Origin of the sequence: Pelosinus propionicus DSM 13327 (assembly GCF_900114615.1) — a bacterium.
GTDB lineage: Bacteria > Bacillota > Negativicutes > DSM-13327 > DSM-13327 > Pelosinus > Pelosinus propionicus.
Genome location: NZ_FOTS01000060.1, coordinates 1 through 21,739, shown reverse-complemented (window position 1 = coordinate 21,739; position 21,739 = coordinate 1). Strand labels below are relative to the sequence as shown.

Here is a 21,739-nt window from a genome sequence, read left to right as displayed (position 1 = left end):
GACTATTTTTTCTACTTTGGAAGATTCAAGCTGTCCCCGTTCCCAAATCTACTTGTCTTCTTGCTACAGATTGATGGAATACTATTATGTTTTTCAACCTCTTAAACAAACATACGAAAACGGCCTACACATGTAAGCCGTTAAGTATAAGAAAAGTGCCATCAAAGTGGCCTTCATTCTCTGTTTACATATTAATAATCACACCTAATTATTGGTTCATCAATACGAATATCATCTTTTATTTCTTCAAGTATTTCTAAAAAATATTCAGCTTCACGCAAAACATGGTCAGCTAATAATGGAGGGATCAAAGAGACTATTTTACAAGATGAAATTAAATCTCGAGCTGCTTTTTTAAAATCACGAATTTGAATTGTTGCTTTAGTTGCATCCATCTCAAATCTCAGAAGATCATTATTGGGACGGAATTGCCATAACATACTATCTAAATCGCGAGCCTGAAGTTGTAACCGTTCAAACTGAACTGCAAATGCATTAGCCTGTTCTACAAAACCTCGTTCGGAAGGATCAAGTAAACCTATAATAAACCTTGCATGATCTGCCATATGTCTAAGCCAAAAAACATTGTCACTAACAATAGAATCGACTGGGCTCTCCATTTCACCATCTTGTATTTTTTGTAGAAGCTTCAAAAAATACATAGCTTCACGTGAAATATGATCTATTAATAAAGGATAATTATAACCGCCAATTTCACATTCAATAATTAGATGCAATACATGACGTTTAAAAGAAAAGATATTTTTAACCGCAACCATAATTCTACAGACAAAACTCATAAAGTCTTCATCGCACTTTATCTTACATGATTGTTTTTCAAGGTTTTCAAAAATATTATAAAACTCTTCTGCTTCCCGTATAAGTTCAACATCAGAACACGCAAAACCAAGTTTCATAAATAAAGAGTGCTCTTTCATAATTCTGAGCCAGAATTGAACACGCTTCATATTCAGACATTCATAAGGTTTTACTTCACAACAAAATATATCCACATTGAATTCTCCTTTTTTACATATTTACTATACAATATGTAAAAAGGAACAATATTGAGTCATAATTATAGCATAACAATGAAAAAAGTTCCGCTTTCAAATGATCTATTTAATTTTACACCACATCTACTACGACATTTGCACGATTCCATATCTTTTACATAAGGTATAGATATTGCAGCAGTAAGAAAAAACTTAGGGCATTTTAAAAAATCTTTTATCCTTGATACTTATATCCGCAGCATCAGTTATGCCAGAACATCTTGAGTAATAAAAAAATCAACCCAAATAAATCAATGTCCTCATATGGAAACTATTTACTCGGAAATATCCATTTAAAAATGAAATATGGTACAAATCAACATAAAAAAGCCTCCGCATACTCGCGGAGGCTTGAATTTACTGGTGGGGTTAGGCGGACTCGAACCGCAGACCTCTTCGATGTCAACGATCAACTCTGAATTCCTGAGTGATAGCTATGTTGCCATTGAACCCTTTAGTTATAAGGGTTTTTCTTTGTTTCAATTCCGCGAAATTCATCTATTTTTCATACAGTATTTTCTTAGTTCCTTATAGTTCCGTTGTCCCTACTGTACGTTTTACTGTATTTTTGAGGCTGAAATATAGCATTTATCTATTAGCTTTTTATTAGAATTACTGCAAGTATACTCTAATCGCATATATGTTTTTGCAATGAAAGACAGGTCAATGACTGATTATTTCAGTATGATATGAATATTAACTCTTCTTTGAGCATGAATTATTTGGGCAAAGCTTTTTCTGCAGCTTCTATAAACGAATTTTCATATTTTGGCACGTAGAGCAGTATCTGCCAAACAGAGACATATCCCTTTAACTCTGGATAGTACCTACCATCATTTTCCTTTAAATCTTTTAATTCAGGGTACTTTTCTTTGTATCTCGGAAGTATTTTTACCATGTTACTCGAACTTTCTATATAAGCTGACATTAAGTATGAGTAAAACTTATAGTGATCATCCACTTCATAAATCGCATTATTGAAATCTTTTAATTCAACGCTTTCCTTGTTTTCATCAGAGAATCTTCGATAAGCAAGATTGGCTTTCATATACAAATCTCGAAAATCCCTATAATTGACACCAGCCTCTAATGCATATTTTATATCCTTATAGTTGTTCAAAATATCTTTACTAGAGGATTCAGCAAAACAACTAGTCGCCAATACAAGCATAAACAATACCACAAGTAATAACACGCGCTTCATAACATAGCCCCCATTTATATTATTATACTCAGCTAACTTAGGCATAAACTGACATTATTCCTTTATTTTCCCTGTAATTATTTTCAAATCATCGCTACCTTAGAATAAAATCACCCTATACTTTACTATGGACACCCCTCTAAGATTCAACACACGCGATCTATGGAAGCCATTTATCCATAGGAATTCCTAACAACTTGGGAACCCATGGCGCACAGTGATAATACCGTATCTACCGAAGAAAGCAGTTCCCTCTTTAACTCAGGGATTTCACCGTACCCTGTGTTCCAAGGGGTGCACTGTTTCCGTGCATCCTTACAGACTGAGGAGCAGGTCATACAATACCATGGTGTTATGGATATACTTTGGCTCCCCAGATGGGTAACAATGACATACATGTGTAGCTCTGGTTGTTTCTAAAATAAGTGCTACACTCTTATTTAATTTAAGTTGTTTAAAGGTGCTCTGTGGTCACCTTTAAATTCTTAAACACTTCGTTTTCTGCGAGGCGATAATGCAATCCATGGTTGCATTTAACTTTGTGACCTCTGCCAGTCTCTAAAAGGTCAGATTTTCTTACCCTTTAATTTTTTAGCTCCTCATACCTCCTTTGATAATTTTTAATAATTATTGTTATTTAGTATAAACTATTGCAATCATGATTTTCTTAGGCTAAAATTCAGATATGCACCTATGCATTACTATGTAAATCAAAATAAAGCCTAACCATGACGTTGTGAGGAAGTCTTTAGTATATTCATAGAAAATGAAAAGGTTGTGATATTGTGGAGACTACACCCAAGTATGTCCAGGTTCAACGTATCGCGGAATTACTTCAGATTCCAGAGAGTAGTATTCGAAGACTCGCGAGGGAACACAAGATTCCTGCTGTAAAGCTAGGTAATTTATGGCGTTTCGATGAGGCTAAAGTGCTGAAATACCTAGAGAAAAAGTATAGTAATGACTACAGCGATTAACGTAAAAGGCATATCGAAAATCACCCAGGGGGTCTATGTGTGGCATAGGATTCCAGTGATATTTTGGCGTTCACAGTAGGCTGAGGCAATACCGCGCCCCGTACCTTATATAAAAGGGCACTTTGGCGGTGAAATATCACCGTACCCCTCCACAGTGTACATATATACTATATATCGAGCACACAGTACACCTATGAGAGCAGAGGACACCAAGTAGAACAGTGCATATCATAGATGTTGCATAGCCTAAACAGTGTACATGCCATAGTATACAAGGTAAGACATCGCTATTACATAATAAAAGAGTACTAAAGTATTAGCCTTTGCTAACCCCTAGCACTCTATGTTTATTTATGATATGCCTATGCTTGACCTTCGTATTCTTTGACTCTTGCATAAAATGTAACCTTCTTCATACCTGCTAACTCCATAGCCTTGACCGCTGTTATTTCTCTGTTCTTCCATTGATCATACGCTGCAATAAAGTTATCATCTATAGCAACTTTATGCCTGCCGTAGGCTCTACCTTCTGCTTTAGCCAAGGCTATACCTTCAGCTTGACGTTGTTTTATCTTCATGCGTTCCTGTTCTGCTACATACGACAACATAGATAAGAACTGATCTTCCAATAGCTTACCCATGCCTACCCTTTCCCCATTAACATCTACTGTATCCATAGCCTTGAACTTACGGCTATCAAATAAAGTTTCGTTCTCTAGTATTACTATGTCAGCATTAAGTTCTCTTGTGATGTACTTCCATTCATTAATGATACCATCATAGTTTCTGCCTAATCTGTCCAGTGCATCCATATAAATTATATCACCTTCTCTGATAACTTGCTTCATTGCTTGATATTGGGGACGCTCAAAATCTTTGCCAGATTGTTTATCTATGAAGATGAATCTTTCTTCGATTCCTAATTCTCTCATTTTCAAAAGTTGTCTGCCTTCGTTTTGATCTTTGGCACTTACTCTAACATAACCTAGTTTCATGATGTACGCCCCCTGTTGTTTATCTCTTGTACTTATTGTATCAAAAGCGTTCAACAATGTCAATAATTTTAATTGAACGTTCGTTATTATTTTAAGAACTTTTTCGAACGTTAGTAAACCGTGTTTTAAGGGGTATTAAATTAGTTCATCAATGTATACTTATTGAACGCTGCTTTCATTAACTAAAGGAGGTAATCTTTATGCCAATCAAAAGTCCATTTCTTAATGTCAAAGAAACTGCGGAATATTTGAATATACCATTATCTAGAGCTGCATGGGCAGTTGGAGGTATCAAGTTCCCTGCTATTCAATTTGGTAGTCACTGGAGAATCCATAAAGAAAAACTTGATGAATGGGTAAAAGAAAATCCAGCATTTTTGGCGGAACTTCGAGCCCCACTAAGAGGGAGGGAACAACATGGAGACTAAACAAAGTCCTCTCATGACCGTAAAAGAAACAGCAGAGTATCTTAGATTCTCCAAAGAAACCATATATAGGCTAATTGCTTCTAATGATATCCCTGCATTAAAGATTGGGCGCTCATGGAAAATACATAAATTTGAACTAGAAGAATTGATCGAATGGGAGCTAAAGAATAAGACTATAAAGCAATGCTATTAATGGAGGATAAGATTATGTCATTTGAAAGTCCAGTATTTACCATGAAAGAAGCTGCGGAGTACTTAAAGTCAAATGAATCTACTAAAATGAATCTACTATGTATTCTCTTGCAAAATCCAAAGGGTTTCCTGCATTCAAAGTAGGTGGACGCTGGAAAATACACAAAGATAAACTCGATAAATGGATACTTGATCAAATTAAGAATAGGAATTACTAATAGGCACCCTAGAAACAAAAATAAGCACCAGCCTACTTTCGATACGAGTATGATTTTCCATTTATGGGAATAACTAACCTTATAGTTCTGTGCCTTACGTGAGGAGTAGGAGTACTCATGATTTATTTCATTCGCTTTGCAATTGCATGGCTTTGTTGGCTTATATTTGCAGACAAGAAACGTTGGAGAGAGATAATGCCCGTCTGTGTACTTTCAATCACCTTGGCGTTTTCTAGCGATCTCACAATAGTATATCACTCTCTCTGGAAGTATACAGGAGAACATCCTTTGCCTATCGCTTTTTTGGATGCCTTTGGGATCTATTCGGTGGTCACTTACTTATTCATTCAATGGTTGCCTAAAGAGAAGACTACTTTGCGTTTGATACATTATTGGTTCGCATGGTCGCTCCTTAGCATTACTCTTGAATGGTTACATGTTCATATGGGACACATGCACTATGGATTGTGGTGGCATATGGGATGGTCGTATCTTGCCGACTGGATAATATTTACACTGTTGTACTTCTTTCATCGAGAGTTGCACTTGTGGAAGTTGAGGAGAGATGAGTAATGCTATTACATCTTTTTGGTTCTATTCTGATTTTTAATGTGATTGCCTATTATATACCGAAGACCTTGACCAGACAGGAGATGTGCGCAACCAGTCTCCTCGCTGGAATGTTGCAAATAAATGTTGATGTCTACCTTGACCTCAAATACGATTATTACGGCTACTTTTCTCACGGGCCTGACTTCGCTTCGCTCATTCCTATTTTGGGAATATACCCTGCTTTGAACATCATCTTCTTAAATTATTACCCATTTACCATGTCATGGATGAGTAAGGCCAAGTACATTACTGGGTGGGTGGTATTTTCATTAATTTATGAATGGTCTTCCGTCAAGGCTGGTTGGTTCTATTATGATGAATGGAAACTCTGGTATTCCGCTCTATGTTATCCACCCATCTATTATATCCTTGTGAAAAACCTTGATATTTTCAGACGACTTTAGAATTATTACCATTTCAAAACATTAAAGAAAATCAATAAAAACGAGCATAGCCCTAGAAACAAAAATAAGCACCAGCCTTACCATAGGTTTCCCCATGATAAAACCAGTACTTTACTTTGCGTACTCTATGATACTCGGCAATATCTTACATATAAATCTTTAACAATCAAAGATATAGTGCTTAATGTTGTTATCATCATTACTGCGTGTGTAAGTCCGTTATGAAACTGAGCGTTAAGTTCAATCGAAGTATATGTAAATAAAATCATTCCCAAAATAAACTCTTTCATTCCATTTCCTCCCAATATAATACTTGTCTTTATTATACCTGAGAAATTCTACTTTAGCAATCACTATATATTTCTGGCAGTCCTCTAATGATCTATACAGCCACCTTCGTAACTCGCAGTTACTTTGAGATTCCCCTGATATATGCCCCCGTTTGCAATGTAGTGGTATAGATTGCCAAAGCCTTCAGTAATTTCATAGGCTCTAAGAATCTGTGATAATTCATTGATTGTCGGTGGATGCCAGGAGTCATAGACTTCTTTTTTCCCAATGTATATCTTACGCCCTGTATCTCCTACGAATACAATTTTAATCATTCACTTTGCCTCCTGTATTTCACATATAATATTCTGTTCACCATTGCAGTAACATTGACCACAATAAATAACTTTGCATTTGTATTTGAAATAATCTTCTAGGACTGCTTCGGGGAAAGTCTGGCTATACCCACACTTGGGACAAACAACGTTTTTCATCGATCATCCTTTCAAGACAAAGAAAAGAGCACTAGATTTTACACTAGTACTCTTCAGTCTTATGCAGTTTATATAGTAAAACCCTTGATGTACAAGGCTCCAATTATTACTCAAATTACCCAGTGAACACTTAGTATTCAAAGCCTCTTCATATTCAACACAGCGCAAGCTAGGAGGTCGTAATACTATGATACCTGTGGTAAACCATAGTAAATCCTAATAGCCTTCTGAATAAACTCTGCATCAACGAACTTCAATAGCTTTTTCTCTGTATAACGTTTTCCCAATGCTAAGTACACGATTTTTATCATAGCTTCATATGATTCTTCTTCATGGTTCTCCAACATATTGAATACGTTGACTTTTTCTAAGAGTTCCATTGACTCATGAAAATCTTTAATAAGGTAACTATATGCAATATGTGAATCCCCATTCCTATCAATAATAGGTGTTCCTGTAGTAATCTCTTTTTCCATAGTTGCCACATCTCCTTTGTTTTCCTTTATAATCTTATCCAATACACCTGCTCTATCCAGGGATGCAAGGATAGGCAATGGTGGCATAGGTGGCTTATCAAGACCTAGAACGTGCAATATAACCTTTCTTGCCATACTTATGTCAAAGGATTCAACATTGCTGCCTTTGGTAACTATACTTAGCATCTCGACCAATGCTGAATATTGTTCATCCAATGTATAAGTATGGCTGCCATAGGAAATCCCTTTTCCCTCTAATTGCTGGGTTACCCCTAGCATATCAATAACTTTAGGAAGTAACTGTGTAATTGCCATACTATCCTTTACTATTAGTGGTATAACTTCGTATGTCATAGAGTTTCTATCAATGATCTTCATTTATCGTTGCCTCCTTCGTTTATCTTAGAAATACTAAAGAGAGCCAAGTAAGGCTCTCTTTTTCTACGTATATCATTGGCTTTCATTTTTCATTATCTGCCTAAAGCTGTCCTTATTTAAGATAGTTTAAAGAAATCGCCTTGGAATATAGATTTGAAAAATCTTCTACAGACATATCTTGTTTCATCACCACAGGCTGCGTCACAGTACCCTTGCTGTTACCGCTTTGGTTTGCCATGTATGTCATGACTTGCAACTGTCTCTGCATGAGTACATTGGACTTCTGTAGTTCCGTGACGTGCTCCCTGCTCACCGCTGCATTCTGTGATATTTGCTGCGCTGTATCCATGGTTCTCTGAGAAACGTTGGCAGTTACATGGGTTCCTTGGTGCTGATTGGCATATGCAAGGAGTCCCTTTTGTCTCTTGTCACCTCTCTGGAGTTTCCCAAGGTTAATCACTGCCTCAGTGTCCCCAGTTTCACCAATGAGTGCGTTGGTTGGCTTGGATACTACGCCTCCATCGGCAAACTTGAACAGCTTAGAGAATTGCCCTATAAGCCCCAAGTAGTCTGTGGTCTTGGGTTTATCTGTGGTATCTGTGGAAGTTTTCTGGGTAGCACTAGCTCCATAGACTGACGATGCCATGCCTAGCCAGTCTTTGTTGGCAGGGAATAAGGCTGAGGAAGTGTTGGTTCTGACATTGGAACCGCTGCCAGCACTGGGAGTTTGTGTAATACTCTTTTGTGCATTCAATAGCTGCCCTAGTAGGCTAGTAGGCTGAGACTTTCCATGAGTCGCAATATCGGCAAGTGCATCTTTAGCCAAACTTTTCCACAATTTCTTCCATATGTTACTGAATTTCTCGCCTTCTAGCAGTAAGGAATCCAACACATCCACAAAGCTATTGACTATTTTATCTTTGTCTACATTCATGGCTTTTGAAACTTCGTTAGTCAATTCCTGTACGGCAATCTTCTGCTTTTGTAGATCTTCCACTGTGGTCGAAGGCTCATCTTCTAATTCCTTGAGTCTCAGCTTTGCAAGATATAGTTTTTCTGTAGCTGCACGAAGTTCTTCCTGCTTTTTCGCTAGTATATCGGGGTTGTATCCAAGCTGTAATATTGCCAGCTTTTCATTATTGTCAACATTAGTCATAGATTTCTCATAGGCTTGCTTTGCCCAGTCTACTGACATTTCGGCTGTAGATATACCAATTTTATTTGCTTCTCTGCGTGTTTCTGATGATGCGACCCGAGCCCTATCTGCGAGCTCTAACAATTTATTCAAAGTTTTTTCATCTTCTATATATGATTTATACTTTTGGATAAACTCCTGTTTCTCTTCCTTGGTCAATGAGTTCCAAGATAACTTCTGCCTATCTAATTCTTCTACTAACTTACTATTAGAAGCTACCCTATCATTGGCTTGTTGTTCAAAATCATTTGCCATGCCTTCATACTGCATAGATTGACCAATAAGTAGCAATACTCGCTTATTCATTAAATCTAGCTTAGTAGCATTGATTTCTGTAGATTGACCAAAGATATGTTCTTTAGCTGATAATAATTCCAATGCACTCGCATATTGATCCGCACTGATCTTTGCAGTTTTAAGTTCATGATCCAGTTGTCTGCCACTGTCCCTTCGAAACACTTGCTCTGAGTTATCAGGGGGTGCCTTCAGACCTGTAGAAGAAGTATGTCCCTGTTTTTCGGGTATCATATTAGATATTTCTGGTGGCTTGACTGTGGCTGAAGCCATCGCCTTTTCAATGATAGCCTTGAAATTTTTCTCTGATTCTTCTTGGGCCTTATTGGTGGCTTCGTTGTCCTTTGCTTTCCTTTGCTCTTGAATACTGCTTAGTTTGCCTCTTAGATCATTGACTTGATCATCATAGATTTTATTAATTTCATCCTCGGATAACCCAGTTCTAGCCTTCATTCCTAATGCTGTCTTTCTATTCCCTTCCACTGCTGCTAACTGATTTGATATATCTTGTTCTTGTCCTGTCAATCCTGACTTATCACTCATTCGATCATATGCAGCAGAGATTACATTGATTGCTGTGTATAGTGCAGCTAACTGAATACATGTTGCTGCTGCTGTAGCTGAGAAAGTTGCTAATGCCGTTCTCATACCTGCAAAGGCTGCTGTGAAATTACCTTCGAGTAAATACATTCCTCTAAGTAGAATTGTTCCTTCGGCTATTAATTTATTTGATATCGCTTGCTGAACATAGAATGCTGTAACGACCTTTGCTAGTTCCACAAGTGCAGACATTGTTTTGCTCACCGCTTCATGATTCTCAGTTAACCATATAACACCATTTGTAAGACCATCTACCATATTTTTGAGGCTTGGAAGAACATCGTCACCAATAGTTTTACTAAAGACCTGCATAGAAGCCTGAAGTTGCATTAATTTTACCTGATAAGTCTCTAACCCAAGTTTAAACAATGAAGCTGTCATTTCATCTGAAGATTTTGTTTTGATTTCATTTAGTATTGTGGTAAAGTTCTGATTTGCATCTGAGAGAAAGCTCATCATAGCATTTACCTGGTACTTTCCTCCAGAAATTGCCAAAGCCAACTTACTTTTACCCTCATCATCTAAGCGTCCAAATAACCCCTGCAATTCTTGGAATACGTTGGCTCCTTGACGCATGGTTTTCATACCTTGCTCATTTACGTCGTATAACTTGATTCCATAGGAGTCTAGTGCTTCGATTGCCTTTTTCATACTAAAATTAGCAGCCACCGACTTGAATGTATTTCCTATAACACTTCCTGTACGAGCTGTTTCAGTGCTTAATGCAGCTACAGCAGCAATACTTTCCCTCGCTCCCATATTGAACTGTTTAAAGCTACTCCCTGACCTTTGTAGAGCATCCAATAATTCCGTTCCTGTAATTCTCGCCACATGTACCGCAATGGAAAAGTCATTGATAAAATCCCTCGTTCCTCGCGCTGTAAGTCCATATTGTAACATTACCGCCTCTAAGTCAGAAGAGGCTTTCTTTAGGTCCACAAAGTCTAATTTGTTCATTGTAATTGCTGCTGAAGTAAGATAGGCAATGGATTCCACATCTTTAAACCGTCTACTGAGGATTTGCATTGATTCCATAACGTCCTTTAACTCTACTCCATAACCTACAGCAAAAACTCCAGCAATGTCATTTAGCCTCTTTAAATCCTGTTCTAATAATTGATTATTGCCGTGGTACTGCTCAGCGAGTTCTAAGTTTTGCCTTATCTTCTGAGTTAATACCTCAGTTTCCTTGGCTACATTGGAGATAGCAAGAGGAATGCCAATGATTCCACCGATTAAAGCACCTGTAGCCATATAGGATAAATGACTTTTTAAAGTACTACCCAGTTTACCAAGGGTGTCCCCCGATACTCCCAGTGTCCTATTGAATCTTTGTTGCTCTGCGTTTAGCTGCCTAATAACAGGGATTAACTGTTTATATTTATCTTGAAATTCTTGGTTCCCTGATGCCTGGAATTGCCTGTAATATCTCTCGGCTTGCACTGTTAGATCATTGATTGTTTTACTGTATGAGTCTGAGAATTTAGTGCTGGTTTTTACATTGCCAATGTTACTTAGTTTGCTATTAATATTGGATACACCAGCAGACACAACTCTCTCAGCAGAATTTATATCTTTGCCCATACTTGACAATACTGGAGTACTCCGTTTATTTTGCTCTTTGATCTTGCTTAAGGCTTCTTCGAGTTGCTTTATGCCCTGTATAGCCTCTTTTACATCCATGACAATCTTAGTACTTATTACATTGTCCATTTATTTGATCTCCTTTGTACATAAGAAAAGAGCGAAGTATTTTACCTTCGCCCTACTCATGTTATTTATTGATTTGCCCCCTTAGCAAAATACAGCTATTTGTAAATTAACATCTCCATAAGAACTACCATGCTTAGTGTCGCAAATAAATGACGTTGTGGTTTGGCTGCGAGGCTGAAACACCCAGTCATTGTAAGCTGTAGCATTGATTGATGCTGTTACAACATAGTTAGCGTGAGGCATGGCAGTAGCAAAGTTAACAGTGTAATTACCAGTACTATTTCTTACAACGCTAGCAATGTTTCCACTTGCATTTATAACTACGGTAGTCCCTTCGTCGAAATTTGCCCACGCTCTACAAGCAAACGATGGTGCTGATCCAGGAGAAGTTATATCAGTCACTCCCAAGGCTGTCTTAAGTGTAGCCAATGGTATCGGTCTTGCATAGTTATCTGCACCACTTCCTACAGCATTTTGCCCTAAGATATAAGCACAGGTTCCACCTGTAGTAGCGTATTCTTGTCGAAGGAGCCTAGTTACTAGGTCGCCACTGCTATCCCTGACAGCGACTGTTGACGCAGTATTCGTAGCAGCAGGGGAATAATTACCGACCTTACTTGCATTTGCTGCGGTTCCTGTGCTAGACACAGCATCAGTGATGCCATAGTCAGCCAAGGTTGTCGGGTTTGTTCCTGCGGTTACTCTTCCCTTTGCATCCACTGTTACACTTTTGTATGTCCTGCGGTTGCTCCGCTGGCTGCGAGAGTAAGCGGTATTGTTATATTAGCTGACCCATTGAAACTCGTAGCTGTTCCTATGGCATCTCCAGAGGTTGCAATAGTCCTCGCTGTAGCCAATGTTGTTGCCGTAGTTGCTGCGGTTGCATTGGCTACTGTCCCAGTTACTCCAATGGTAACAGCGTCATTCGTCGCATCTGGGGTTAATACAATGTTTGCTCCTGCGACTAACTCCAAGGTGTCGGTTACACTGTCGGCCTGGATTGTCGTTGATCCAACTAAGACATTTCCAAAGGCATTCTGGTTAACTTGAGCCCCAGTAGCAATACCATTAATCTTAGTTTTATCTGTGTTGCTCATAAAGCCATCGCTTGATGTCGTAGCCACGCTATGAACATGGCCAGTTACTGAGAATGCACTCGCCTCCAATCCGTCTAATTTATCAGCATTCAGATTTACATTCAGAGTTCCATTTGATACTGGGATATTCCCTGTGGCATTTCCAGGGGATAATCCCAATACTGTAAGTGCATCGACAATCTGGTCATTAATGATTGCCCTAAGTTGTTCGCGCATTTCAGGGGGAAAGTCTGCTAGGTAACTATCGTTTGCTGGTGCAGTAGAATCATATGCCATTGTTTTGCCTCCTTAATATTTTATATTCTTCCTTGGCATTCCGTTTTGCTTGTATATGATTTCTTAGCTCAGCTTTGCTAATAATGGCTTTTACTCTTTTAATCAAAGTTTCACCCCTGTAGTGAGCCTAACTCTTTGCTTTTGGTATTCTGTGGGCATATCGCCACGGATGATATCAAGCAAAGTATCTTGAGATAACTTTGTGACTGATGCAACTTCAGCAATCGTGAAATCATAGGTTAACATGAATACTTCAAGCGGTGTTGCTGATAAAGGTATTATAGGTTTATTCCTTCGGGTCTTCTTAGGTGGAGTCACAGCGACTTCGGCACTAAGCTCTTCTTGATCATCAAAGTTGTAATCATCGTTTGCAGTGATTTCCTCAGATTCCAGTTCCCTGAGCTCATCTAAAGATTCTTCCATTGAATCAATGACTTCCTCATCATACTCAGCTTCTCCCATATAAGCATCGACCTCCTAGTAATATACTGAGTCTCTATCATTGACTGTCTTTGCCAGCCTCCCTTTGATGTTCTAGGTATCTTTGCCAGCCTTCTGGAGTCTTCAGATATTCAAATTCCTCAATGAGTTCCTGCCCTTTTTCTCGATATTTCTCTGCAAGCTCATATTCCCTGCTTCCTTCGAGTACGATTTCCATGCACATGCATTCTGATATGAGGTCTTGGTAAATCTTTTCTGTAGCTGCGTCCATTGTTCATCCATCCTTTCTGAATTAATTCTTAACAATCATTTGATAGTACACATACTAAAAAAAATAGACAGTCCATAAGACTGCCTCAAATTAGCTCTGTAGATTGGCAATTGTAGTATGATGTGAATTTTTTCAATAATTCCCCAGTCATTCTTTCCCTGTTGTTCTCAATAGCAGCCAAGTATGATCTACTAATAGAAATGTTATCTGCTACCTCCTGCTGTGTTTTGCACATTAGTAACCTCTTTAGTTTTAATTTGGATAGCACTGGTTTCATTTTCTCCCACCTCCTTCAACAATCATTTGATAGTACACAGACTAAAAAAATAGCCTAGCTTACGCTAGACTAGAATTGTCTCTCTATACATATAGTACAAATAAGTATACTTTTTATAACTAAGACACCCTTGCAGCCCACAGATTTCCTTGTCTTGCAGGTTTCAAAGATTACACCATAAAATCAATGAATATCCGCTTGTTAAACTTAAAATATCCCTCAACTACAGTGCAAAAAATGGCATTCCTTAGACAAACCCCAGCAATACTAAGGCTTCACAGTGCATATTTTGTGGCAGGGGATCTATGACCCCATAAGTTACGGTGTCACCCAATGCGTTGTAGGTTCACGTTTACACCATTAGGATATCTTTTGACTTCCATAGTTGACCTTTGTTGAATTTTAAGCATTGTCCTATAGTTAGTATCAAAGCTTATTCTAGTAATAATTGGCACTAGGAAAATCAATGCTTCATAAGGTGTCAAATTAGCTTTTCTGGCTTTCCAGTGGTTTTATAAAGTTGCTCAAGATAAAAGAAAAACCTGCTCAGCAGGTCAATTGTTATTTTGCAGTCTTCAATAGTATGAGCTCTGATTCCTGTTTGAACAATCTAGTATTCAAAGCTTCTATACTGGCACTTAGGGTATTAATGTCTTCTCTGGTTGCTGTCCTCGCTACATCTTGGGATAAAGCAGCGATAAACCGTGTATTCTCCGCAAGTTGCCCCTGCATATTATCAAGCTGTTCCTTGATACCATTAAGTTCCTGTGATTGCTCAATTTGTTCCCTTTTAATATCTTGCAATTCTTCGAACAATCTACCTTGTCCTTCTAATAACTGCTGCAATATTGCTTCCATGGGTATGCCTCCGATCTTTATAAGTATCTATATTCTATCATAAGTCCTTCTTTATTGACAGTGTAAATACTACGATTATCCAAACTACTACTTTGCCCTCATGAGTGTGTCACAATGCCATTAACCCCAGGTATTGCCTGCATTCAATTATCACTGAAACTAGGTATACGATAGTTTGTATTGATTGCTTTGTAAATTCGATACACGCGAAATATGAGGCTATCACTTTACATCACTGTTGTAAATATGATACGATATAATGTTAATCAACAATAGTTATTTGTTGCCTATAACTCTATGATGGTATACATTCTTTAAAACAGTATTACATCCATGGCTTTCAATGCCACACCGATAACCACAGTATCCAGGCAATCCCTAGTATTCACTGTTATATAGCAACAAAGAATATTCATCAGTTTCACTATATCTACAAAGAATACAGTACAATTTATACCATCCTTATAACACCTTAGAAGATCACTGTAAACCTAGATCTCCACTGCCTTCATAGGCATTTTACATATAACACCTAGATTTTACCATTGTAACACCTATGGTAAGACATCGTGAGCCTTTGTACTGCAAGGGATAGCATGGCGTCGCAAGTTCCTGCGATGTAACACCTTGTAACAGGGTACTAAGGGTAGACATCTCAGAGGTCGGGCTCATCAATGCACTCACTGTAACTCCCTTCGGTAACAACTTCCTTATCATCGCAGGGGAGCGAAGATACAAGGCTTGCAAGGCACTCCAGTGGTCTGAAATACCCTGCAATGTCATGGAGGCAACTACGGAAGAGCAGAGCTGGATCATGTTGTCTGAGAATCTACAAAGGAAGGACCTTAGTGAAGTCGAGAAGGCAGAGACTATCAAGGAATTGTTGTCCTCTCAGGGGACAAAGTTTACCATAAGAGAAGCAGCGAGCAAACTAGGTATAGGTAAGAGTTACTTAGACAGTCTCCTCAACCTCGCCGGCTATCCCACAGAAGTCAAAGCTATGGTGAAGTCCGAGAAAATCACAGCATACCAAGCCCGTCCCCTGGCACAACTCGGTTCCAAACATGAGCCTCCCACGGAACAACTCCAGGTTAAAGTTGCAGAGCATATCCGTGATAACCATTTGAATTACGATGGAGCCAAGGAAGTAGTACAGAGAGTCAATGATTTGCCAAAGGGAGTCAGGGAGATCCTGGATGTCTCAGAGGTCAAGGTGTCCGATGTTATCATTGCTATCACTAAGCTGAAAACATAGCTCAGTACTGGTCACTTTGGTATACACTGAATCTCGTAACGCCTCCAGGTATCCTTGATACTAAGGTCAGCTATGGTAACTAGGGCAATCATTGAATTACTGCGATAGATATTTTTGCAGATGAACAATGATAATCCTAGATGACCATAGATACTAAGGAAGGTTATTGCTGAGGCAATGTTCATACGAAGATTCGCTAACGCTCACCTTTCGAATTCACACTAAGCATATCAATTACAGTAACCGATTAACATACATAACAGTATTCATAATTTGTATGCCATATCGTAATCTTTATCCTGTATGAATCGTGTTCCTATACCGAAGCGTAGCGAGGATATAGGATTATGCTTTAGCATAACTGCCCTAGGATACTAAGCACCCATAGTCACCATATGACACTATGAAATACTGTGATAAATCTTTCCACAGATAACCATAGATACCATATGAATAGCTATGATACTCAGATAACTATGGAAGGGTTACGAAAACAAGGTTCTATATCTCATACCGTCTGAGGACGGTTCTGGAGTTTACGAATTAGCATAGTACTAAGAACAGCATGCCTAAGAACCATAGTTTCATAGTAACGCTAAACCTTCCATTGATCTCCTGTGTGTCTTTATCACAGATTTGCAATGTAGACTTAGAATGCTATGATTCTTAAGTACTACCATGTGACAATCATTGTACATTCCCTAGATAAACTTTGTACTCCTTATACTCTAAGACCTACACCCCTTGAGACCGCAGAAATGCTGGACTTTTTTGCGTTTTTCTCAGATTGAACCTGAGAAACATTATTTTCCAAATGAATAATCAAGCTGTATTTCATTGTTTAACCATTGAAGCAAAAGTTCTCTCATGCGCTTAGAAGGTATATACAAGGTTATTCTTTGACCATTCCTTATCGCACTACGCCAAATCCATTGCAACATCTCCGATAATGCCCATAACTGCTCTTGCTCAGTGCTCATGTTAACATACCGCTTTATCATTGGACGTTGATGTAAATTAACACAATATGCAACATAGGTTCTATCACCGTATACATTAGTAGCTCTACAATTGCATTCTACAAAGGAACTTGCATAACCATCGCCTTTTAGCTTTTCTTTGTACCCCTTGTAAGTTGTCCATATGATGTCTTTAAATTTAGCGTTGTGAATATCCCTAAAGAAATTACGAATATGATTCTTGAGCTTAGCTAAGTTCGCCTTATTACTGGGTTTGTCGTACCATGTCTTAGTTAATCCATTATTCATCTTGCCAATGTCGTTTAGATCTCCATCGTAAATATTAATGAGTGCTTTGAAATCATTGTTAATAGTTCCGTCATGGGGAATTAACTCGTAATGCTTTGGTGTCGTTTCTGATACCTTGTAATACTCATATTGAATCCCATGCAAGTCAAAGTAATGTTTCTGTACCTGTGCAGGGAAAAGGTAGGTCATGATATATACCTCGGAAAACTTCTGAAAGAGCTCTATAGGGAACAGCCATAGAAAAAAACTATCGTCAAAGACTAAAATCTTTCTGAGTTTTGCCATCTGCTTAATATTGCTAAATTCTCCCTCGTATGTTTCGTCAGTCCACACTAAATAATTCTCCTCTATAGTAGCAAGACTGTTTAATATAAGGTCAACATCAGATTTTGCAAGTTTTATATCTACAACAACGTCAAAGACTTCATCAAGTATCAGAGTATATCCACTAGTTTCTAATAAAGCCTCCACTTCTGTATCTGCTCTCTTAAAGCATTCATGTGTAGCTACTATATTATGACCTTTAATTAAACTATCTTTAAAATCTGCAAACTTTTGCCCTTCCCTCGCAAATCTAAATTTCAAATTAGGACACTGTGGAATAACCCTGTCTGATAGTTCCTTGTTATACGGTGTAATATACATGAATTTCTTATGAGGATTATCGTTCATGTATTGGATTGCCCAGTTAGTTTTATTGCTACCCATGACACTATCAATCACTTTTATCAATGTATCGCTCCCTTCTATCGTATTTCATGACCGCCATAAATCGCCTGTGTTGAATCTAAGTAAGATTTAATACTAACTATCGAACCCCTAGTATTAGTAATAATTGAACCTAGGAAATACCTAGGGTTTAAGCGTGTAAGTATGTTATGTTGGACATTGTTCCTCCTTGTAAGGAGGGGAGTTCTTAGGCTCCCCATAGGTTATTTTTAGGTTAACGAGGTACATAGCAAAGAAATCCTAGAATATTGCCCCTGGATGCATTAAAAATTCATTAGGCTCTTTAGCTTCAAATATATTGAACGCCACATTAGCGCATTGTAAGCAAATCCCACCCCCACCTCTTGCTATAATAATATCGCTGTCATTATTTTTTGTATTGGAGATAACTTCGGCTAGTGTTCTTCCACAAAAATGGCATATAGGTTGATGTGTAATTTCAGCTTTTATTGTAACGTAATCACTAAAGCGAATTAGCTCTTTGTTTTCTTCAATGATTTTTAATGCTTTAGCCTCTATGCATCCATTATAAATAGTCATAGATTGTAAGTCGGTACTTACAAAGACATCATAAGTATCCTTATCACTATCACTAATATCTTCATTTTCTTGATACACTGCAATGCAAGTACCATGCTCTTTTCCATCTGTTTCTCTAATTCCGTGTGCTCTCGCAACAAATAAACTTTCTTTGAAATTCAGATTCCCTTCGTCATCTGCAATAAATCCTTCGTCAAAGTTTACTGAATCTGAATAATCCTTATCGAACCCATTAACTAACGACTTAATAATATTAACATTGGTGATTGTTTGCTTTTTCATTATATCTCTCCTCAGTTTTATTTTAGTTTAATACCGTTGGTTTCATGTTGATCACTGACTCAACGTACTCATCGAATTCCTCTAATTGATCTTTGCTTTCTAAGAAGTAATATAGTTGGTCTAAGAGTTGGCTGTGTGCATCGTTGTCTTTTTGGTATTCATCTTTGACCATTGACAATGTATTTGCCATGATGAACGCTAGTTCTTCATGTAAGGCGTTCATACGTTCAATCTTTTTATTACCCTTAGATTTAACAACTATATCCCATATCTCTTCGCCTATCTCTGTGAGTCGCTTGCCTTCTTCGCTTGTATTAGGTACTAATTTTAACATTCTTTACCTCCCTTAGTCTCCGCATATCCATCCTTGAACCCCTTGAGATATGCATTTTCCTCAATGATAGCTGCGGTCTCACCCTGCAAATTGTCGTAGTCAAAGAGTAAACCGTGCAACTCTTCGGGAATGCTCTGCTTAAGTGCCTTGTATAACTTGGCTATCTTAGTGTTATTGTCTTTGATTTCCTTGGCTTCTGGTGCATTGATACCCATGTTACTTTCATAGCTGGCATTGGCTAATATATTGATGTTGTTATTCATTGTATAATCCCCTTTTCCGATTTATTTATTGATAACCGTTACCGTACCGTGACTCTAAATATTTAAAGATCTTCTCTTCATTGAAGCGCCAATATTTACCGATTTTGAGCCCGGGGATTTGCCGACGTTGAGCAAGGTCATATATTCTTTTAGTGCTTAACTGTAGCATTTTGCCTACCTCTTCCGCTGTAAGATAATTGTTACTAATATAAGATCCCTCCCTTTATTTTTCAATTAATGTATACGATCTATTTTATCCGTGCATAATAATAATGCTTGCAATTAATGTAAAATTGTGATATAGTATGAATTGTATAAGAAAGACACTGGCTATTAGTTACATTTCGTCAAAAATGTATCATAGTCAATTCTCATACTAAATTTAATTATCTATCACCAATACTAATTCAGTAATAAAGTCTGCAAACAATATTACTGACACAAGCACATAGCTAGTAAACCCAAAACTACCATTGTCGAAGATGGTAGTTTTTCATTTGCCTATTTCTTTCAATGAATCACCTTCCCTATATGTATTTATAAGATAACCTACTGCATATTACCACCCCTATTATAAATTGATAAGTACAGTGAACACGTAGAATCATTGCCTTGCTTTTTATAATAACAGACACGATCAGAACTGTCAATGGTTGCTTTGTTTTATCAATACAATGATTCTACGTGTTCACTGTTTTTTTACAGATTAACCAAGTCACCAGTAGCAACTAACTCCTATAAACCCTTTGATTGTGCACCTTTTAATGGGATCATCAACCCTTGGTTTCCTGAAGATCAGCTATATACTCTTAAGAGATATTCATAGAACTACTCCAGTTACACAGTGGTTCAACTCAGTTTACTCAAACTTTCCAATCATTTCCCATTCAATAAACAATGGGCAGTCCTATGTGTGGTACTGCCCATTGTTTATATAAAATTGATTTATTCTTCTCCCATATATCGACGTAAGACAAAATCTTTTATTAGCTTTTCTATTATGTCTTTATTTTCTTTTTTACTTATAAATTTTTGGATAGGTTCTTCTAAATGACTTATATCACATAATGGGTTACCATATGTCACTACTTCTCTATGTTTCTCTATATCACTGCTAACAACTTGTACTCGATCTACATTCTTTGCATCTTCAGCAGGTTTCTTCTCTTCTCGTAGTTCATCCACTGTACAATTCAAAACACTTGCAATCTGTTCCATTAACGAAGTAGATAGCTTAGCAACCTTGCCAGATTCCTTGTTATTCCAATTATTAGGCTTCATACCAAGTTTTTCTGCCATTTCTTTTTGGTTTATTCCCATTGATTCCCTTTTGGCTCTCACCGCATTGAAAAAGCTCACTATCTCAGGATCAAACAGCGGTTCAGTGGGTTCATCCCCTGCCGCGAGGTCTTCCACTGTTGTTTGAAGGACTTCCGCAATTTTTTGAGCTAAGTCCACAGATACCTTTGGAGCCATTCGCTCTTTATTGCTGTAAGTTTTGGAGTCAAGTCCAATTTGGATTGCTAATTGTGCCTGGCTCCACTCGTTTTCTATCCTCAATGATTTAACATTCGCCCAAAATATCCTAGGATTTATCTTCATATGACGTTTCACCTCTGTAATCCATTGTATCTAATTATTCCACGGTAGTCAAGGTTATTCCACTGGATCAATCTAAATCCCTATGATTACCTTATTTCATGACATAGTTAACTTTGGATTGACCAATTTCATACATAGGTATACAATGGAATCACTAAGGCAAAAGGTGGTGTAATCTATGGCTGAGTCATATTTCAAACGCGAACGTAAAAACAAAGATGGCTCTATGAGTATCTTCTGGGTCGTGGAATTCACAGATGCCAGTGGGAAAACCAAGTCATTCTCTGCAAAACTTCGAAAGAATGTACAGGCTAAACTCGATAAGTACAAGGCAGACATACTCCTAGACGTTTATGTTCAGCCTTCGGCAATGACGTTAAAAGAATGGGTTAATCATTGGCTGAGTACATATAAAAAACCTTCGTTGCGACCTACTACCTTCAACACCTATCAAACGTTGCTTAAAGTGCATATTACGGCAAAATTAGGTGATAAGAAATTACAAGAGGTTACCACCGATGATTTGCAGCGGTTAATTGTAGATATGAAGTCTTCCCCAAGAACAAAGAAAGATATCTTCTCTATCCTTAAATCCTGTTTAGCCAAAGCAATCGAGAAGAATTATATTAAGAAAAATCCAGTTAACGTGTGAATGTCAATGAATTTCTTTACCACTTGATACTGAATTAGTTTACCAGTAGTGATATCGAAAAAGTTTACCACCGATGTAGTTTTGACAGT

27 protein-coding genes are annotated in these 21,739 nt (G+C 37.8%); 8 read left to right on the top strand and 19 right to left on the bottom strand.

Annotation, left to right across the window (positions count from 1 at the left end; all coding sequences use genetic code 11):
- Positions 1–191: 191 nt before the first annotated feature.
- Positions 192–1,013 (bottom strand): DUF2935 domain-containing protein, encoded by an 822-nt coding sequence (locus BMZ99_RS22230; RefSeq protein WP_090943091.1) that lies wholly within the window; start codon positions 1,011–1,013, stop codon positions 192–194.
- Between the two features lie 760 nt (positions 1,014–1,773).
- A complete protein-coding gene (locus tag BMZ99_RS22225) occupies positions 1,774–2,304 on the bottom strand; it encodes a hypothetical protein (protein ID WP_139214821.1) in 531 nt (176 codons plus the stop codon).
- Between the two features lie 740 nt (positions 2,305–3,044).
- Between BMZ99_RS22225 and BMZ99_RS22220 the strand changes: the two genes are divergently transcribed.
- Positions 3,045–3,236: a helix-turn-helix domain-containing protein gene (locus BMZ99_RS22220; RefSeq protein ID WP_217645129.1), complete on the top strand. Its 192-nt coding sequence runs from the start codon at positions 3,045–3,047 to the stop codon at positions 3,234–3,236.
- A gap of 362 nt (positions 3,237–3,598) precedes the next feature.
- On the opposite strand, the gene BMZ99_RS22215 is transcribed toward BMZ99_RS22220, so the two are convergent.
- On the bottom strand, positions 3,599–4,231 hold the full coding sequence (locus tag BMZ99_RS22215) for a recombinase family protein (RefSeq protein WP_090943085.1): 633 nt from the start codon (positions 4,229–4,231) through the stop codon (positions 3,599–3,601).
- A gap of 200 nt (positions 4,232–4,431) precedes the next feature.
- Between BMZ99_RS22215 and BMZ99_RS22210 the strand changes: the two genes are divergently transcribed.
- From BMZ99_RS22210 to BMZ99_RS22190, 5 genes are all read left to right on the top strand, one after another.
- Positions 4,432–4,659, top strand: a complete 228-nt coding sequence (locus tag BMZ99_RS22210; RefSeq protein ID WP_090943083.1) for a helix-turn-helix domain-containing protein — start codon at positions 4,432–4,434, stop codon at positions 4,657–4,659.
- Complete coding sequence (locus BMZ99_RS22205) at positions 4,649–4,852, top strand: helix-turn-helix domain-containing protein (RefSeq protein ID WP_090935220.1); 204 nt, start codon at positions 4,649–4,651, stop codon at positions 4,850–4,852. Before BMZ99_RS22210 ends, BMZ99_RS22205 begins: the two co-directional genes overlap by 11 nt.
- Positions 4,853–4,949: 97 nt before the next feature.
- Entirely contained in the window at positions 4,950–5,069 is a 120-nt protein-coding gene (locus tag BMZ99_RS27655; protein ID WP_090943081.1) for a helix-turn-helix domain-containing protein, read from the top strand.
- Between the two features lie 117 nt (positions 5,070–5,186).
- Positions 5,187–5,642 carry a CBO0543 family protein gene (locus tag BMZ99_RS27470; protein WP_090943079.1) on the top strand — a complete coding sequence of 152 codons (456 nt, stop codon included), beginning with the start codon at positions 5,187–5,189 and terminating at the stop codon, positions 5,640–5,642.
- Positions 5,642–6,085 carry a hypothetical protein gene (locus BMZ99_RS22190; RefSeq protein WP_090943077.1) on the top strand — a complete coding sequence of 148 codons (444 nt, stop codon included), beginning with the start codon at positions 5,642–5,644 and terminating at the stop codon, positions 6,083–6,085. The genes BMZ99_RS27470 and BMZ99_RS22190 overlap by 1 nt, the downstream gene beginning before the upstream one ends.
- Before the next feature lie 125 nt (positions 6,086–6,210).
- On the opposite strand, the gene BMZ99_RS26550 is transcribed toward BMZ99_RS22190, so the two are convergent.
- The 10 genes from BMZ99_RS26550 to BMZ99_RS22145 form a co-directional block, all read right to left on the bottom strand.
- Positions 6,211–6,375, bottom strand: a complete 165-nt coding sequence (locus BMZ99_RS26550) for a hypothetical protein (RefSeq protein ID WP_175490663.1) — start codon at positions 6,373–6,375, stop codon at positions 6,211–6,213.
- Between the two features lie 84 nt (positions 6,376–6,459).
- Positions 6,460–6,690, bottom strand: coding sequence for a hypothetical protein (locus BMZ99_RS22185; protein ID WP_090943074.1), 231 nt, complete (start codon positions 6,688–6,690; stop codon positions 6,460–6,462).
- 344 nt (positions 6,691–7,034) lie between these two features.
- The gene (locus BMZ99_RS22180; protein WP_090943071.1) at positions 7,035–7,703 is read right to left on the bottom strand and encodes a hypothetical protein; all 669 of its coding nucleotides are present in this window, start codon (positions 7,701–7,703) and stop codon (positions 7,035–7,037) included.
- 112 nt (positions 7,704–7,815) lie between these two features.
- Positions 7,816–11,505, bottom strand: coding sequence for a phage tail tape measure protein (locus BMZ99_RS22175; RefSeq protein ID WP_090943069.1), 3,690 nt, complete (start codon positions 11,503–11,505; stop codon positions 7,816–7,818).
- 81 nt (positions 11,506–11,586) lie between these two features.
- Positions 11,587–12,225 (bottom strand): hypothetical protein, encoded by a 639-nt coding sequence (locus tag BMZ99_RS22170; RefSeq protein ID WP_090943066.1) that lies wholly within the window; start codon positions 12,223–12,225, stop codon positions 11,587–11,589.
- A gap of 2 nt (positions 12,226–12,227) precedes the next feature.
- Positions 12,228–12,878, bottom strand: coding sequence for a hypothetical protein (locus BMZ99_RS22165; protein ID WP_090943063.1), 651 nt, complete (start codon positions 12,876–12,878; stop codon positions 12,228–12,230).
- A gap of 102 nt (positions 12,879–12,980) precedes the next feature.
- Positions 12,981–13,340: a hypothetical protein gene (locus BMZ99_RS22160; protein WP_090943060.1), complete on the bottom strand. Its 360-nt coding sequence runs from the start codon at positions 13,338–13,340 to the stop codon at positions 12,981–12,983.
- 37 nt (positions 13,341–13,377) lie between these two features.
- Positions 13,378–13,590: a hypothetical protein gene (locus tag BMZ99_RS22155; RefSeq protein ID WP_090943057.1), complete on the bottom strand. Its 213-nt coding sequence runs from the start codon at positions 13,588–13,590 to the stop codon at positions 13,378–13,380.
- An 85-nt stretch (positions 13,591–13,675) separates the two neighbouring features.
- Entirely contained in the window at positions 13,676–13,867 is a 192-nt protein-coding gene (locus BMZ99_RS27650; protein WP_090935191.1) for a helix-turn-helix domain-containing protein, read from the bottom strand.
- 561 nt (positions 13,868–14,428) lie between these two features.
- Entirely contained in the window at positions 14,429–14,725 is a 297-nt protein-coding gene (locus BMZ99_RS22145; protein WP_090943054.1) for a hypothetical protein, read from the bottom strand.
- 652 nt (positions 14,726–15,377) lie between these two features.
- On the opposite strand from BMZ99_RS22145, the gene BMZ99_RS22140 reads away from it, so the two are divergent.
- Positions 15,378–15,980 carry a ParB/RepB/Spo0J family partition protein gene (locus tag BMZ99_RS22140; RefSeq protein ID WP_090943051.1) on the top strand — a complete coding sequence of 201 codons (603 nt, stop codon included), beginning with the start codon at positions 15,378–15,380 and terminating at the stop codon, positions 15,978–15,980.
- 803 nt (positions 15,981–16,783) lie between these two features.
- On the opposite strand, the gene BMZ99_RS22135 is transcribed toward BMZ99_RS22140, so the two are convergent.
- From BMZ99_RS22135 to BMZ99_RS22110, 6 genes are all read right to left on the bottom strand, one after another.
- Entirely contained in the window at positions 16,784–17,980 is a 1,197-nt protein-coding gene (locus tag BMZ99_RS22135; protein WP_090943048.1) for a DEAD/DEAH box helicase family protein, read from the bottom strand.
- Between the two features lie 237 nt (positions 17,981–18,217).
- On the bottom strand, positions 18,218–18,799 hold the full coding sequence (locus BMZ99_RS22130; protein WP_090943045.1) for a hypothetical protein: 582 nt from the start codon (positions 18,797–18,799) through the stop codon (positions 18,218–18,220).
- A gap of 22 nt (positions 18,800–18,821) precedes the next feature.
- On the bottom strand, positions 18,822–19,133 hold the full coding sequence (locus BMZ99_RS22125) for a hypothetical protein (RefSeq protein ID WP_090943042.1): 312 nt from the start codon (positions 19,131–19,133) through the stop codon (positions 18,822–18,824).
- Entirely contained in the window at positions 19,127–19,396 is a 270-nt protein-coding gene (locus BMZ99_RS22120) for a DUF6809 family protein (RefSeq protein ID WP_090943039.1), read from the bottom strand. The genes BMZ99_RS22125 and BMZ99_RS22120 overlap by 7 nt, the downstream gene beginning before the upstream one ends.
- 25 nt (positions 19,397–19,421) lie before the next feature.
- Positions 19,422–19,604, bottom strand: a complete 183-nt coding sequence (locus tag BMZ99_RS27645) for a helix-turn-helix domain-containing protein (RefSeq protein WP_407670202.1) — start codon at positions 19,602–19,604, stop codon at positions 19,422–19,424.
- A gap of 737 nt (positions 19,605–20,341) precedes the next feature.
- On the bottom strand, positions 20,342–20,998 hold the full coding sequence (locus BMZ99_RS22110; RefSeq protein WP_090943033.1) for a helix-turn-helix domain-containing protein: 657 nt from the start codon (positions 20,996–20,998) through the stop codon (positions 20,342–20,344).
- A 178-nt stretch (positions 20,999–21,176) separates the two neighbouring features.
- On the opposite strand from BMZ99_RS22110, the gene BMZ99_RS22105 reads away from it, so the two are divergent.
- On the top strand, positions 21,177–21,650 hold the full coding sequence (locus BMZ99_RS22105) for a tyrosine-type recombinase/integrase (protein WP_090943030.1): 474 nt from the start codon (positions 21,177–21,179) through the stop codon (positions 21,648–21,650).
- Positions 21,651–21,739 lie beyond the last annotated feature (89 nt).

What these genes read in the sequence shown, in the direction of transcription:
- BMZ99_RS22225 (WP_139214821.1), bottom strand. Translation starts at nt 2,304, where the DNA reads ATGCCTAAGTTAGCTGAGTATAATAATATAAATGGGGGCTATGTTATG.
- BMZ99_RS22215 (WP_090943085.1), bottom strand. Translation starts at nt 4,231, where the DNA reads ATGAAACTAGGTTATGTTAGAGTAAGTGCCAAAGATCAAAACGAAGGC.
- BMZ99_RS22210 (WP_090943083.1), top strand. Translation starts at nt 4,432, where the DNA reads ATGCCAATCAAAAGTCCATTTCTTAATGTCAAAGAAACTGCGGAATAT.
- BMZ99_RS22205 (WP_090935220.1), top strand. Translation starts at nt 4,649, where the DNA reads ATGGAGACTAAACAAAGTCCTCTCATGACCGTAAAAGAAACAGCAGAG.
- BMZ99_RS27655 (WP_090943081.1), top strand. Translation starts at nt 4,950, where the DNA reads ATGTATTCTCTTGCAAAATCCAAAGGGTTTCCTGCATTCAAAGTAGGT.
- BMZ99_RS27470 (WP_090943079.1), top strand. Translation starts at nt 5,187, where the DNA reads ATGATTTATTTCATTCGCTTTGCAATTGCATGGCTTTGTTGGCTTATA.
- BMZ99_RS22190 (WP_090943077.1), top strand. Translation starts at nt 5,642, where the DNA reads ATGCTATTACATCTTTTTGGTTCTATTCTGATTTTTAATGTGATTGCC.
- BMZ99_RS26550 (WP_175490663.1), bottom strand. Translation starts at nt 6,375, where the DNA reads ATGAAAGAGTTTATTTTGGGAATGATTTTATTTACATATACTTCGATT.
- BMZ99_RS22185 (WP_090943074.1), bottom strand. Translation starts at nt 6,690, where the DNA reads ATGATTAAAATTGTATTCGTAGGAGATACAGGGCGTAAGATATACATT.
- BMZ99_RS22180 (WP_090943071.1), bottom strand. Translation starts at nt 7,703, where the DNA reads ATGAAGATCATTGATAGAAACTCTATGACATACGAAGTTATACCACTA.
- BMZ99_RS22175 (WP_090943069.1), bottom strand. Translation starts at nt 11,505, where the DNA reads ATGGACAATGTAATAAGTACTAAGATTGTCATGGATGTAAAAGAGGCT.
- BMZ99_RS22165 (WP_090943063.1), bottom strand. Translation starts at nt 12,878, where the DNA reads ATGGCATATGATTCTACTGCACCAGCAAACGATAGTTACCTAGCAGAC.
- BMZ99_RS22160 (WP_090943060.1), bottom strand. Translation starts at nt 13,340, where the DNA reads ATGGGAGAAGCTGAGTATGATGAGGAAGTCATTGATTCAATGGAAGAA.
- BMZ99_RS22155 (WP_090943057.1), bottom strand. Translation starts at nt 13,590, where the DNA reads ATGGACGCAGCTACAGAAAAGATTTACCAAGACCTCATATCAGAATGC.
- BMZ99_RS27650 (WP_090935191.1), bottom strand. Translation starts at nt 13,867, where the DNA reads ATGAAACCAGTGCTATCCAAATTAAAACTAAAGAGGTTACTAATGTGC.
- BMZ99_RS22145 (WP_090943054.1), bottom strand. Translation starts at nt 14,725, where the DNA reads ATGGAAGCAATATTGCAGCAGTTATTAGAAGGACAAGGTAGATTGTTC.
- BMZ99_RS22130 (WP_090943045.1), bottom strand. Translation starts at nt 18,799, where the DNA reads ATGAAAAAGCAAACAATCACCAATGTTAATATTATTAAGTCGTTAGTT.
- BMZ99_RS22125 (WP_090943042.1), bottom strand. Translation starts at nt 19,133, where the DNA reads ATGTTAAAATTAGTACCTAATACAAGCGAAGAAGGCAAGCGACTCACA.
- BMZ99_RS22120 (WP_090943039.1), bottom strand. Translation starts at nt 19,396, where the DNA reads ATGAATAACAACATCAATATATTAGCCAATGCCAGCTATGAAAGTAAC.
- BMZ99_RS22110 (WP_090943033.1), bottom strand. Translation starts at nt 20,998, where the DNA reads ATGAAGATAAATCCTAGGATATTTTGGGCGAATGTTAAATCATTGAGG.
- BMZ99_RS22105 (WP_090943030.1), top strand. Translation starts at nt 21,177, where the DNA reads ATGGCTGAGTCATATTTCAAACGCGAACGTAAAAACAAAGATGGCTCT.